Annotated in this window: 13 protein-coding genes; all 13 read left to right on the top strand. The window is 65.4% G+C overall.

Translation table 11 applies throughout. From position 1 onward, the window contains the following. The first annotated feature begins 234 nt into the window (after positions 1–234). The 13 genes from AB7535_RS32690 to AB7535_RS32630 all read left to right on the top strand — a co-directional run bounded on the left by AB7535_RS32690 (position 235) and on the right by AB7535_RS32630 (position 13,411). Complete coding sequence (locus tag AB7535_RS32690) at positions 235–1,188, top strand: ABC transporter permease (RefSeq protein ID WP_014498430.1); 954 nt, start codon at positions 235–237, stop codon at positions 1,186–1,188. Positions 1,189–1,191: 3 nt separating this feature from the next. Then, positions 1,192–2,094 carry an ABC transporter permease gene (locus tag AB7535_RS32685; RefSeq protein WP_028157231.1) on the top strand — a complete coding sequence of 301 codons (903 nt, stop codon included), beginning with the start codon at positions 1,192–1,194 and terminating at the stop codon, positions 2,092–2,094. Between the two features lie 3 nt (positions 2,095–2,097). Further along, a complete protein-coding gene (locus tag AB7535_RS32680) occupies positions 2,098–3,159 on the top strand; it encodes an ABC transporter ATP-binding protein (protein WP_354113429.1) in 1,062 nt (353 codons plus the stop codon). Further along, positions 3,156–3,353, top strand: coding sequence for a hypothetical protein (locus AB7535_RS32675; RefSeq protein WP_071916846.1), 198 nt, complete (start codon positions 3,156–3,158; stop codon positions 3,351–3,353). Before AB7535_RS32680 ends, AB7535_RS32675 begins: the two co-directional genes overlap by 4 nt. Next, positions 3,350–4,765 carry an amidase gene (locus AB7535_RS32670; RefSeq protein WP_354113430.1) on the top strand — a complete coding sequence of 472 codons (1,416 nt, stop codon included), beginning with the start codon at positions 3,350–3,352 and terminating at the stop codon, positions 4,763–4,765. Before AB7535_RS32675 ends, AB7535_RS32670 begins: the two co-directional genes overlap by 4 nt. Next, on the top strand, positions 4,762–5,736 hold the full coding sequence (locus tag AB7535_RS32665) for an ABC transporter ATP-binding protein (protein ID WP_354113431.1): 975 nt from the start codon (positions 4,762–4,764) through the stop codon (positions 5,734–5,736). Before AB7535_RS32670 ends, AB7535_RS32665 begins: the two co-directional genes overlap by 4 nt. A gap of 339 nt (positions 5,737–6,075) precedes the next feature. Then, a complete protein-coding gene (locus tag AB7535_RS32660; RefSeq protein WP_063980822.1) occupies positions 6,076–6,345 on the top strand; it encodes a GlsB/YeaQ/YmgE family stress response membrane protein in 270 nt (89 codons plus the stop codon). 260 nt (positions 6,346–6,605) lie between these two features. Then, a complete protein-coding gene (locus tag AB7535_RS32655) occupies positions 6,606–8,354 on the top strand; it encodes a type I secretion system permease/ATPase (RefSeq protein WP_354113432.1) in 1,749 nt (582 codons plus the stop codon). Continuing rightward, positions 8,351–9,685: an HlyD family type I secretion periplasmic adaptor subunit gene (locus AB7535_RS32650; RefSeq protein ID WP_354113433.1), complete on the top strand. Its 1,335-nt coding sequence runs from the start codon at positions 8,351–8,353 to the stop codon at positions 9,683–9,685. Before AB7535_RS32655 ends, AB7535_RS32650 begins: the two co-directional genes overlap by 4 nt. A 215-nt stretch (positions 9,686–9,900) precedes the next feature. Further along, the gene (locus AB7535_RS32645; protein ID WP_208089042.1) at positions 9,901–11,370 is read left to right on the top strand and encodes an AMP nucleosidase; all 1,470 of its coding nucleotides are present in this window, start codon (positions 9,901–9,903) and stop codon (positions 11,368–11,370) included. 120 nt (positions 11,371–11,490) lie between these two features. Beyond that, complete coding sequence (locus AB7535_RS32640; RefSeq protein ID WP_439037457.1) at positions 11,491–12,108, top strand: tetratricopeptide repeat protein; 618 nt, start codon at positions 11,491–11,493, stop codon at positions 12,106–12,108. 135 nt (positions 12,109–12,243) lie between these two features. Further along, positions 12,244–12,519: a DUF1488 family protein gene (locus AB7535_RS32635; protein WP_063980827.1), complete on the top strand. Its 276-nt coding sequence runs from the start codon at positions 12,244–12,246 to the stop codon at positions 12,517–12,519. Positions 12,520–12,586: 67 nt separating this feature from the next. Continuing rightward, positions 12,587–13,411: a hypothetical protein gene (locus AB7535_RS32630; protein ID WP_354113435.1), complete on the top strand. Its 825-nt coding sequence runs from the start codon at positions 12,587–12,589 to the stop codon at positions 13,409–13,411. The last annotated feature ends 20 nt before the right edge of the window (positions 13,412–13,431 follow it).

Below are 13,431 nucleotides of genomic sequence, written 5' to 3'. Positions count from 1 at the left end.
CAGTGCACCCTCTCCCCCTTGTGGGAGAGGGTGGCTTCGCGGCAGCGAAGCCGGGTGAGGGGTCTCTCTCCGCGAGCGACCCTCTCTCTCATTCGATAACGCTGTATCTGCGGATAGATACCCCTCATCCGGCGCCGTAGCCGAAGCTTCGCTTCGGCGTCGTACTTAGAAACGGCCGCCGAAGGCGGCCTATGCCACCTTCTCCCACAAGGGGAGAAGGAAGAAAGAAGACCAGTGCTCGCCTATATCGCTCGCCGCATCGTCTATGTCATTCCGATCGTCATCAGCGTGGCGCTGGTGTGCTTCCTGCTCGTGCACATCACGCCGGGCGATCCGCTGGTTGCCGTGTTGCCGGCCGACGCCTCGCAGGAGCTCGCGGCGCAGCTCCGCGCCGCTTATGGTTTCGACCGTCCGCTGCCGGTGCAGTTCGGCCTGTGGCTGCTGCGCGCCCTTCACGGCGATCTCGGCAATTCCATCGCGACGGGGCGCCCGGTGCTCGCCGAGGTCATGCGCGCGGTCAGCAACACCGTCACGCTCGCGATTGCGGCCGCCATCATCGGCTTCACGATGGGCATCCTGCTCGGCCTGATCGCCGGCTATTTCCGCGAGACCTGGATCGACAAAGTCGCGACCTCCTTCGCCATCGCCGGCGTCTCGGTGCCGCATTACTGGCTGGGCATGGTGCTCGTCATCATCTTCTCGGTCCAGCTGAACTGGCTGCCCGCGGTCGGCGCCGGGCCGAATGGCTCCAACTCCTGGGCCTGGGACTGGGCGCATCTGAAATACCTGGTGCTGCCGGCGATCACGACATCGGTGATCCCGATGGGCATCGTCACCCGCACCGTGCGCGCGCTGACCGGCGACATCCTCTCGCAGGATTTCGTCGAGGCGCTGCGTGCAAAAGGCCTGCACGAAACCGGCGTGTTCCGCCACGTCATCAAGAATGCCGCGCCCACCGCGCTCGCGGTGATGGGGCTTCAACTCGGCTACATGCTCGGTGGCTCGATCCTGATCGAGACCGTGTTCTCCTGGCCGGGCTCGGGCTTCCTGCTCAACTCGGCAATTTTCCAGCGCGACCTGCCGCTGCTGCAGGGCACGATCCTGATCCTGGCGCTGTTCTTCGTCTTCCTCAATCTGCTGGTCGACATCGCGCAGGCCGCGATCGACCCGCGCATCAAGCGGGGCTAGGCGATGAGCGAGCTTCCGTTGTCCGCCACCGCCGACGCCGCGCTCCAGGCCGCGCCCGCCACCAAGGCGCGCGGCTATTGGGCGACCGTCGGCCGCCGCATCGCCCGCGACAAGGTCAGCATGGCCTGCGCACTGGTGCTGCTGCTGATCTTCCTGTCCGCGGTGCTCGCGCCATGGCTCGGCCTCGAAGATCCCTACAAGGGCTCGATGATCCGCCGTCTTCGCCACATAGGCACGGTTGGCTACCCGCTCGGCACCGACGAGCTCGGCCGCGACATGCTGGCGCGGTTGATCTATGGCGGGCGGCTGTCACTCGTTATCGGCATCCTGCCCGTGATCCTCGCCTTCTGCATCGGCACGTCGCTCGGCCTCGTCGCTGGCTATGTCGGCGGCAAGCTCAACACCGCGATCATGCGCACGATCGACGTCTTCTACGCCTTTCCCTCCGTGCTGCTCGCCATCGCGATCTCCGGCGCGCTCGGCGCCGGTATCCTCAACTCCATCGTGTCGCTGACCGTCGTGTTCGTGCCGCAGATCACCCGCGTTGCCGAGAGCGTCACCACCGGCGTGCGCAACATGGACTTCGTCGAAGCGGCGCGTGCCTCCGGCGCGGGGCCCTTCACCATCATGCGCGTGCACATCCTCGGCAACGTCTTGGGTGCGATCTTCGTTTATGCGACCAGTCTCATTTCGGTCTCGATGATCCTGGCCGCTGGTCTCTCCTTCCTTGGCCTCGGCACCAAACCGCCGGAGCCGGAATGGGGACTGATGCTGAACACGCTCCGCACCGCGATCTACGTCAATCCCTGGGTCGCGGCATTGCCGGGCGCGATGATCTTCGCGGTCTCGATCTGCTTCAACCTGCTCTCGGACGGCCTGCGCAGCGCCATGGACATCAGGAACTAGGCCATGAGCGAGAGCAACACATCCGTTGAAATGCTGGAGCCGGTCGAGGACGTTGGCGGCGTCGCGCAGCCGCTGCTCCAGGTCAACGGCCTGACCAAGCATTTCCCCGTGCGCGGCGGGCTGTTCGCCGCGAAACGCACCGTGCGCGCGGTGGACAATGTCTCCTTCTCGGTCGCGAAGGGGGAGACGGTCGGCATCGTCGGCGAATCCGGCTGCGGCAAGTCGACCACCGCGCGGCTGCTGATGCATCTGATGCCGCGCGATACCGGCGACATCATCTATGACGGCATGGCAGTCGGGCAGGCGCTGTCGTTGCGCGAGCTGCGCCGCGGCATGCAGATGGTGTTCCAGGATTCCTATGCCTCGCTCAATCCGCGCCTGACGATCGAGGAATCGATCGCGTTCGGCCCGAAGGTGCACGGCATGGCCGATGGAACGGCCCGTGCGCTCGCGCGCGAGCTGCTCGGCAAGGTGGGCTTGCGGCCGGAAAACTTCGCCAACCGCTATCCGCACGAGATCTCCGGCGGCCAGCGCCAGCGCGTCAACATCGCGCGTGCGCTGGCGCTGTCGCCACGACTGGTGATTTTGGACGAAGCCGTTTCGGCGCTCGACAAGTCCGTCGAGGCGCAGGTGCTCAATTTGCTCGCCGACCTCAAGCGCGAGTTCGGCCTGACCTATCTCTTCATCAGCCACGACCTCAACGTGGTCCGCTACATCTCGGACCGCGTGCTGGTGATGTATCTCGGCGAGGTCGTCGAGCTCGGCCCGGTCGACCAGGTCTGGGACAATCCTGCGCATCCCTACACGCGCGCGCTGCTTGCCGCGATGCCGTCATCGGACCCGGATCGTCGCACCGAGAAGCCGCCGATCACCGGCGATCCGCCCAATCCGATCGATCCGCCCCCGGGTTGCCGCTTCCACACCCGCTGCGCGTTTGCGGAGCCGCTCTGCGCAAATGCAGCACCAAAGCTGACCGCGCTCGATACAATGGGCCACGAAGCCGCGTGCTACATGGCGATACCCGGATCAGGCCATAGCCGCGCGCCCGCAGAGGAAACAGCATGACAAGACCGACACCGAAAGAGATCAAGCCGATCGCGCAAGTCGCGGGCGTTCCTGTCGATGACGAGATCGCAACGCGTATCTCCAATTCCATCGGGCCGGCCTTCGAAGGCTTTGCGGCCATCGCCGGCACGCTGCCATTCGATCTCGAGCCCGCGCTCTATCCGATCGCGCAGACGCAGAAGGTGTCGAAATGAGCCGTGAGCCTGCATTGATGACGCTCACCGAGGTCGCGCGCGCGATCGCGATGAAGCAGGTGTCCTCGCATGAGGTGACGTGCGCGCTGCTGCACCGCATCGCGCAGTGGCAGCCGCATCTGAACGCTTTCATGTCGGTTGAAGCCGAATCCGCGTTGAAGGCTGCCGCGGCCGCCGATGCCGAACTCGCCAAGGGCAATGTCCGCGGTCCGCTGCACGGCGTGCCGCTCGCGCACAAGGACATGTACTACGACGCAGGCCACGTCTCGACCTGCGGTTCGCTGATCCGCCGCGATTTCGTACCGACCGTCACGTCGACGGCCTTGCAGCGGCTGAAGGATGCCGGGCAGGTCCGCCTCGGCACGCTGCATCTGGCCGAATTCGCCTATGGCCCGACCGGCCACAACGCGCATTACGGTCCGGTGCGCAATCCCTGGAACGTCGCGCACATCACCGGCGGCTCCTCGTCCGGCTCCGGCTCGTCGGTCGCGGCGCGCCTGACGTTCGCGGCGCTCGGCTCCGACACCGGCGGTTCGATCCGCATGCCCGCGCATTTCTGCGGCGTCACGGGCCTCAAGACCACCGTCGGCCGCGTCAGCCGCGCCGGCGCGATGCCGCTGTCGCAATCGCTCGACACCGTCGGTCCGCTCGCCCGCACCGCGGAAGATTGCGCGCTGCTGCTGGCGCTGATGGCCGGTCCCGATCCCGCGGATTCGACCTGCAGCCACGAGCCGCTGTCCGACTATGTCGGCGCTACCAAGGGCTCGCTCAAGGGCCTCAAAATCGGCGTGCCCGCGTCCTTCTATGTCGACGATCTCGACGGCGAGGTCGCGCGCGTGCTGGACGAGACCATCGCGGTGCTCAAGCGCGAGGGCGCCGACATCGTCACAGTCGAGCTGCCGGACCAGCGGCAATTGTCTGCGGCAAGCCAGCTCGTGCTCGCGGCCGAAGCGGCCGCCTTCCACAAGCGCTGGATGATCGAGCGTCCGCAGGACTACGGCCCGCAGGTCCTGATGCGGCTTCAGAACGGTCTCGCCGTTCCCGCCATCACTTATCTGGAGGCCATGCGTTGGCGCGGTCCGGCGCTCGCCGCCCACAATGCGGCCACCGCTGGTGTTGACGCGATCATCGCGCCGGCATCGCCGGTGCCGGCACCGACGATCGAGGAGAGCGACGTCGGCGGCGGCCCGAACGCGCCGGCCATGGTGCAGCGGCTGACACTGTTCACCCGCCCGGTGAATTTTCTCGGCCTGCCGTCGCTCACCATTCCCTCCGGCTTCACCAAAAGCGGCCTGCCGGTTGGCATGCAGCTGATCGGCCGCTCCTTCGATGAAGCGACCTTGCTCACCATCGGCGCCGCCTTCCAGCGCGTCACCGACTACCACGACCGGGTACCCAAACTGCCGTCATGACAAAGCTCGTCGACATCTCAGGCCTCAACATCCGCTTCACCGGGGAGCGCACGGTCTATGCCGTGAACGATCTCAGTCTCTCGCTCGGTGACGGCGAGGTGCTAGGCCTGCTCGGCGAGTCCGGTTCCGGCAAGAGTGTGACCCTGCGCGCGCTGATGCGGCTGCTGCCGAAGAAGCGCACGCAGATTTCGGGCAAGGTCAACGTGATGGGCCGCGACGTGCTCGCCATGAACGACGAGGAGCTGTCGTCGTTCCGCGGCCAGACCGTGTCGATGATCTTCCAGGAGCCCGCGCTCGCGCTCGATCCGGTCTACACCATCGGCGCGCAGATCGCCGAAAGCGTCGTGCGTCACGAAGGCAAGAGCTATGCGGAAGGGCGGGCGAGGGCGCTCGAAATGCTCGAGGTCGTGCGCATTCCCTCGGCCAGGCGGCGGCTGGATGCCTATCCGCACGAGATGTCCGGCGGCATGCGCCAGCGCGCGATGATCGCGCTGGCGCTGGCCTGCCGTCCCAAGATCTTGCTCGCGGATGAGCCGACCACCGCGCTCGATGCCACCGTGCAGATCCAGATCCTGCTGTTGCTGCGCGAGCTTCAGCGCGAGTTCGGCATGTCCGTCATCTTCGTCACCCACGACATTGGTGTTGCGATCGAGATCTGCGACCGTGTCGCGGTGATGTATGCTGGCCAGATCGTGGAGCAGGGGACGCTCCGCGACATCGTCCGCACGCCGGTGCACCCCTACGCCAAGGGCTTGCTCGCCTCCACCATCCACGGCGCCAAGCGCGGCGCGCGGCTGGAGACCATCCCCGGCACCCCGCCCTCGCTGGCCGAAAAGCCGAACAACTGCTCCTTCGCCCCCCGCTGCACGGTCGCCCAGCCGCGATGCTTGGAGCAACTGCCTGCGAATGTGGAGGTAGGGCCGGGTAGGGCGGCTAGGTGCGTGTTGGCGGAGCCGGTGGGAGCGACGTAACCGGTGGGCTCCCTCGCCCCGCTCTTGCGGGGAGAGGGCTGCGGTGAGGGGCCTCTTTCCGCGGATGAGATTGTCGAGGGACCTGTATACCCCCTGACCCGGATCGCAAGGGCGATCCGACCTCTCCCCGCAGGCGGGGAGAGGTGGAGACCCCGCGCGCTTCTTCAGAATCCCTCTACGACAACACCGACTTGTCACAGTTCACCTCGCACCGCCGGCCAACTGTACTCCTACTGTGCATGGGGTTGTTTTCGACATTTTTATCCGAACCGACCATTCAGACCCCATTCATCCCGGTTCCGGTTCCATGCCCCCGTTCATGGAGAGGGACTTCAACTTATGTACATTTCTGGCCAAGGCCTCATCGTCATCCTGTTCGTCGGCCTCGTCGCCGGCTGGCTCGCCGGCAAGGTGGTGCGCGGCAGCGGGTTCGGCATCATTGGCGACATCGTGATCGGCATCGCCGGCGCGTTTGTCGCAAGCTTCCTGTTCCCGAAGCTCGGCATCCATCTCGGCACCGGGCTCGTGTCCGAGATCATCTATTCCGCCATCGGCGCCATCATCCTGCTCCTGGTGGTGCGGCTGGTGCGCGGCGGCGGCCGGCTCTAGCGTCACATTGGCTCGGTGAGCCAGAACTTTCGCCTCTCCCCCGCTGGGGAGAGGCCGCGATGTCTGCTATAAAAAGCCGCAAAGACTGTGAAATACCGGACTTGCGTGCGAGGCCGTCAGGGGTAGAGGTGGCCTATCAGGGACCTGGATTAATTCGACCGCGTTCGTCGCGGGGGAATACGATGTTAATCCAGGTCGCGTACCCCTGAACGACCTAGGAAATCAGGGGCGTCGCCCCTTACCCGAAAGAGATCAGACTGATGGCAGCCGTACCTGGCGTCCGCCGTTCAGAGCTCGGTGACGCCCTGCGTGCTTGTCGCACGGCGTTCGTCGGCGTCGGCTTGATGAGCTGCATGATCAACCTGCTCTATCTGACCGGGTCGATCTTCATGCTGGAGGTCTACGACCGGGTTCTGCCGAGCCGCAGCGTTCCGACTCTCGTCGGCCTGATCATCATCGCCAGCTTCCTCTATATGGCGCAGGGCATGCTCGACATGATCCGAAACCGGATCCTGGGGCGGATCGGTACGGCGCTCGATGAAGCCCTCAACAAACGCGTGTTCGACACCGTCGTGCGCCTGCCGCTCCTGGTCGGCAGCCGCAACGAGGGCCTGCAGCCGCTGCGCGACCTCGACAATGTCCGCTCCTTCCTCGGCGGCATGGGCCCGAGCGCGTTCTTCGACCTGCCCTGGCTGCCGCTGTACCTGGCCATCTGCTTCGCCTTCCACGTCATGATCGGCCTCACCGCTCTGGTCGGCGCCATCATCCTGGTCGGGCTGACGCTGGTCACCGAATTCATGTCCCGCCAGCCGGCGAAGGACGCGATGGGCCTCGCCGCCCAGCGCAACGATCTCGCCGCCTCCAGCCGGCGCAACGCCGAAGTCATGGTCTCGATGGGCATGACCGGCCGGATGAACCAGCGCTGGGGCGAAGCCAACGAAAAATACCTCGACGGCAATCAGCGTGCGAGCGACGTCGCCGGCGGTCTCGGCGCGGTCGCAAAAGTGCTGCGCATGATGCTGCAATCGGCCGTGCTCGCGGTCGGTGCCTATCTCGTCATCCACCAGGAAGCGACCGCAGGCATCATCATTGCCGGCTCGATCCTCTCCGCCCGCGCGCTCGCGCCGGTCGATCTCGCCATCGCGCACTGGAAATCCTTTGTCGCGGCACGTCAGAGCTGGCAGCGCCTCACGCGCCTGCTGGAGCAGATGCCGCCGCAGACGATGCCGACCCAGTTGCAGGCGCCCACCAGTCGTCTGTCGGTCGAGGGCATCGCCATGGTGCCGCCGGGCGATCAGCGCCTCATCGTGCAGGACGTCACCTTCGCGCTCACCGCCGGCAATGGCCTCGGCGTGATCGGGCCGAGCGGCTCCGGCAAATCGTCGCTGATCCGCGCGCTGGTCGGCGTCTGGCATCCGGTCCGTGGCAAGGTGCGGCTCGACGGCGCGGCGCTCGACCAGTGGGCCTCCGACATGCTCGGCCGCCACATCGGCTATCTGCCGCAGGACGTCGAATTGTTCGGCGGCACCATCGCGCAGAACATCAGCCGTTTCGATCCCGAGGCCACCTCTGACGGCATCATTTCCGCGGCGAAGGAAGCCGGCGTGCACGAGATGATCATCAAGATGCGCGAGGGCTACAACACGCAGGTCGGCGAGCAGGGCACCGCGCTCTCCGCGGGCCAGGCGCAGCGCGTGGCGCTGGCGCGCGCGCTCTACGGCAGCCCGTTCCTGATCGTGCTCGACGAGCCAAATTCCAATCTCGACACCGAAGGCGACGAGGCGCTGACCCGCGCCATTCGCTCCGCGCGCGAGCGCGGCGCCATCGTCATCGTGGTGGCGCATCGCCCGATCGGCGTCGAGGCGGTCGACCAGATCCTGGTGCTGCGCGACGGCCGCATGCAGGCGTTCGGGCCGAAGGAGCAGGTGCTTGCCCAGGTGCTCCAGCCGCGCGTGACGCCGCCGGCACCGATCAAGATCGTCAGCGAAGGCGGAGTGCCCAAGTCATGAGCACGATGGCTATCGGCGGCGGAAAGCCCGCCGCGAAGAGGACCGTGCGGGATTCCATCAGGTTTCACCTGATGCTCGGGCTCGCCATCGTGGTGGCCCTCGTCGTCGGCCTCGGCGGCTGGGCCTCGACGGTGCAGATCTCGGGGGCCCTGATCGCGCCGGGCCAGGTCGTGGTCGAATCCAACGTCAAGAAGGTGCAGCATCCGACCGGCGGCGTGGTCGGCGAGCTGCGCGCCCGCGACGGCGACGTGGTCAAGGCCGGCGATATCGTGGTGCGGCTCGACGACACGGTCACCAAGGCGAACCTCGCCATCGTCACCAAGAATCTCGACGCCGCGCTGGCGCGCACGGCGCGGCTCCAGGCCGAGCAGCGCGGTGTCGACAAGATCGAGTTTCCGCAATCGCTGCTCGATCGCGGCAACGATCCCGACGTCAAGAACCTGCTCTCCGCCGAAACCAAGCTGTTCGACGTCCGCGTCAACGGCCGCGCCGGGCAGAAGGCGCAGCTCCGCGAGCGTGTCCAGCAGCTCAACGAGGAGATCGAAGGACTCTCCGCGCAGGAAAAGGCCAAGGACAGGGAGATCGTCCTGGTGCAGCAGGAGCTGGTCGGTGTCCGCGATCTCTACGAGAAGCACCTGGTGCAGATCTCTCGCCTGACCACGCTCGAGCGCGACAGCGCCCGCCTCAACGGCGAGCGTGCGCAATACATCGCCTCGCGCGCGCAGGCCAAGGGCAAGATCACCGAGACCGAGCTCCAGATCATCCAGGTCGACAAGGACATGGTGAGCGAGGTCTCCAAGGATCTGCGCGAGACCAACGACAAGATCGGTGAAATGATCGAGCGCAAGGTCGCCGCCGAAGACCAGCTCCGCCGCGTCGATATCCGTGCGCCGCAGGACGGCATGGTGCTGCAATCGACGGTGCATACCGTCGGCGGCGTCGTCACCGCCGGCGATGCCCTCATGCTGATCGTGCCGCAGGCGGACGATCTCCAGGTCGAGGCCAAGGTCAATCCTGTCGATATCGACAAGCTCCAGATCGGCCAGAAGACGCTGCTGCGTCTGTCCGCGTTCAACCAGCGCACCACGCCCGAGCTCAACGGCGTCGTCAGCCGCGTTTCGCCCGACGTCACCACCGACCAGCGCACCGGCCAGAGCTACTACACCATCCGCGTGTCGATGTCCCCGGAAGAGGTCGCCAAGCTCGGCGACTCCAAGCTGATCCCCGGCATGCCGGCGGAAGCCTTCGTCCAGACCGGCGACCGCACCATGCTGTCCTATCTGATGAAGCCGCTGCACGACCAGCTGATGCGGGCATTCCGCGAGAAGTGACGCGCGAAAGCGCGTCATCCCGGAGCGCGCTTAGCGCGCATCCGGGATCTCGGGCGACATACGCGATTTCGTAGGGTGGGCAAAGGCGCAGCGCGCCGTGCCCACCGCTCTTCGTGCGATGATCAAGATGGTGGGCACGCTCCGCTTTGCCCACCCTACGGGACCGCCTTCTTTGCTATAGTTCGACTCAAGCCCAGCAACCCGGCGGTCGAACCATGCAATCCCCACCCTCCATCGCCACCAAATCCTTCACCGACGCCGCCCTCGCCGTCGCCCGCCTCGAGGAAATCTACGAGCGCAACACGAAATTCCTGCGCGACCGGTTCGAAGCCTATGTCAACGGCGAGGCGATCACGACGCGGGTGCGGGCCTATTATCCCTTCGTCCGCGTCACCACCGCGACGTATGCGCGGCTGGACTCGCGTCTCGCCTACGGCTTCGTCGCCGGCCCCGGCGTGCACGAGACCAGCGTTACGCGGCCGGATCTATTCCGCGCCTATCTCACCGAGCAGATCGGGCTGTTGATCCAGAACCACGGCGTTCCCGTCGAGATCGGCGAATCCGCCGAGCCGATCCCGATCCACTTTGCCTATCGCCGCGACATCAACATCGAAGCCGCCATCACCACCAGCGAGAATTCCCTTGTGACGCGATCGCTGCGCGATGCGTTCGACGTGCCTGATCTCGCCACCATGGACGATTCGATCGCCGACGGCACCTTCGAGCTCCAGCCGGGCGCGCCCGAGCCGTTGTCATTGTTTCGCGCCGCCCGTGTCGATTATTCGTTGCGGCGGCTCTATCACTACACCGGCACCGATCCGGAGCATTTCCAGAATTTCGTGATCTTCACCAACTACCAGTTCTATGTCGATGCCTTCGCGCAGCTCTGCCAGCAGCGGCTGCAGTCCGGTGAAGCCGGCCTCGAAGCCTTCGTCGCGCCCGGCAATGTGATCACGGGCAGCGGCGGCGCAACGAGCGGGGTGGCGCCCGCTCGCGCGCCGCAGATGCCGGCTTTCCATCTGGTCGCGCCTGGCTATCGCGGCATCACCCTGATCAACATCGGCACCGGCCCGTCGAACGCGCGCAACGTCACGGATCACGTCGCAGTGCTGCGCCCACATGCCTGGCTGATGCTCGGCCATTGCGCAGGCCTGCGCAACACGCAGCGGCTCGGCGACTACGTGCTCGCCCACGGCTATGTACGCGAGGACCACGTGCTCGACCGCGAGCTGCCGCTCTGGGTGCCGATCCCGGCACTGGCCGAGATGCAGGTCGCGCTCGAACAGGCGGTCGAGGACGTCACCGGCCTCGAAGGTTTCGAGCTGAAGCGCCTGATGCGCACGGGCACCGTCGCGAGCGTCGACAACCGCAACTGGGAGATCTCGGGGCCCGAGGTGATCCGCCGCATGTCGCAGTCGCGCGCGGTCGCGCTCGACATGGAATCGGCCGCGATCGCCGCCAACGGCTACCGCTTCCGCGTTCCCTACGGCACGCTGCTCTGCGTCTCCGACAAGCCGCTGCATGGCGAGATCAAGCTCGCGGGCATGGCCAGCGAATTCTACCGCCGCCGCGTCGGCCAGCATCTCGAGATCGGCCTGAAGGCGCTGGAGCGGCTCAAGCAGCAGGAATCGGAACGGCTGCATTCGCGAAAGCTGCGAAGCTTCGCCGAGGTCGCGTTCCAGTAAAGGACAACGTGACTGTCGTACGAACGCTGACGTCTCTGTGAGCGCAGCGTCCTGGAATATCGCTGCCGATGCAGGGTTATCACGTCGTCCGGGGCCGCTTGAACAGGACAGGAGGCAGACATGATTACAGCGATGATCAGGCTCGTCACGCTCGGTACATTTGCGGCAGTACTGTTGAGCTCGCCGGCCTTTGCCGCCGGCGGCGGCGGTGGTGGTGGCGGGGGCGGCATCAGCTCCACTGATCCCTATGCCGGAGCCTATGCGGATCAGAGGCTGCAGCCGCAGCCAGTCTACCCGAAGCGCTGGGGCACCAAGGCAACACACAAAGGCAGGAAGCCGAACAACCAGTCCAGTATCGGCGATCCCGCTTTCGCGGCCGGCTACCGCGTGGCTTATGACACCATCTACGAGCGCAACGACTATGCGACCGCGATCGCGGAATTAAAATCGCTCGGCCATGACGACCATCCGAACGTCGCCAACCTCATCGGCTATTCCTACCGCAAGCTCGGCGACTACGAGCAGTCGCAGGTCTGGTACGAGCGCGCGTTGAAGGCAGATCCGAACCACGTATTGACGTGGCAGTATTACGGGTTGTGGCAGCTCGAGCGGGGTAACCGCGAGCAGGCGCTCTATCATCTCAGCCGGATCGCTGCCATCTGCGGGACGGATTGTGAGGAGTATCGATCGCTGGCCGCGGCACTCGACAAGCCGACCGGCACGGCGCTCGCCTACTGACGTTGGAGCCGGGCCGACCGACGGAAGCTCGCTGTTGATGAACATCGCATGACAGCGATGCCTCCTGGCGCGGATGGTGACAAAGCGCCAGATTTTCAGCATTGTCCCGTTCGGGGGCGCGAACGGGACAATTGAATGCCGCTGTCGCGCGACAGGATCATCGGCCACGACCTCGAACGGTTGGCCTTTCGCTTCACGATGATGCGTGAGGATGAGGTCGTGCATTGCCAGATCAGCGATGCCGCGATGGACGAGCTCGCGGGCATGCAGGGCACCGAGAGCAGCGCGCGCCAGGCGCAGTTCCTATCCCTGCGTGAGACCATCGAGCGGCTCGCGTCGGATATCTACGACGAAGCGCCGCGGGTCCAGGGATATGTGGTGCGGATCTTCATGCGGCATCTGGCAAGATAGCAGGGCATCCGCGCAACTCGCCACGGCTGCGAAAGGATTCATTAAGGGCAGCCTGTAGTTGCAATGGATGGCGGTGACCCGGCGTGAGATGATCTCTCGCGGTAACCCACACCAAAACTCTCACATGACCAGAAGATCAATCCTGCTGCTCGTCGTCGTCGCCCTGCTGGCCGGAAACTTGGCATATGCGAGCCTCTCCGGGCCGAGCGCGTTTGCGCGCGATTTCGATCAGAACATCGCGCGCTTCCCTTTGGCCGCGTCGATTGCCCGCAGCGATCCCGCGCTCAGGGCGGTCTTCCTTCGGGAGACCGAAGAGGCCTTCAACGAGGGCGGATGGTCCGCCGCCAATGGTGCACTCAACATGATCCTGGCGAGCGAGATGGAAGTCTATGCCGACGACGAGCACATCAATGCCCTGGACCGGGCGGAACTGGCGACCCTCCTGAAGCTCGCGAGCAACCCGTTGGCTTGCAAGTCCTATCTGTTGGCCGGTTCCCAGCGCGGTGAGTTTACGGACGCAGCGCAAGAGGTTGCGGATCTTGGTGCGGCACATGGGGCGGCGATCGCAAACGGCTTCGAACGCAGGATGAAGGGTGTTGCCCGGACGCAGGCGAGCGACGCTGAAATCGCAGCGGTCGAAACGCAATTGCGTCTGGGGCCATTCGCGGAGCTCACCCGGCAGGAGCTTGGCGCCCAGTCGAGATACCTCGGCGGCAACGCTGCTCTGATGTGCAGCGCGGCGACCAAGAAGCAGCTCAATCTGCTTTCGATGGACAGTGCCGACTCGGCCTCCGCCTCGCGCAAGCGGAGAGCCGGGAAGTACGATATCGATATCGTAGAGGTTCGCGCGAAGCTCTGCCGCGAGCCCGGCAACGGCTTGTCCTGCTCTTAGGCCGGCGCGGCGCCGGGCCG

Origin of the sequence: Bradyrhizobium sp. 956_D2_N1_4 (genome assembly GCF_052076025.1) — a bacterium.
Lineage (GTDB): Bacteria > Pseudomonadota > Alphaproteobacteria > Rhizobiales > Xanthobacteraceae > Bradyrhizobium > Bradyrhizobium barranii.
Note: the sequence above shows the minus strand (reverse complement) of the source record. Positions and strands in the feature narration are given on the sequence as shown.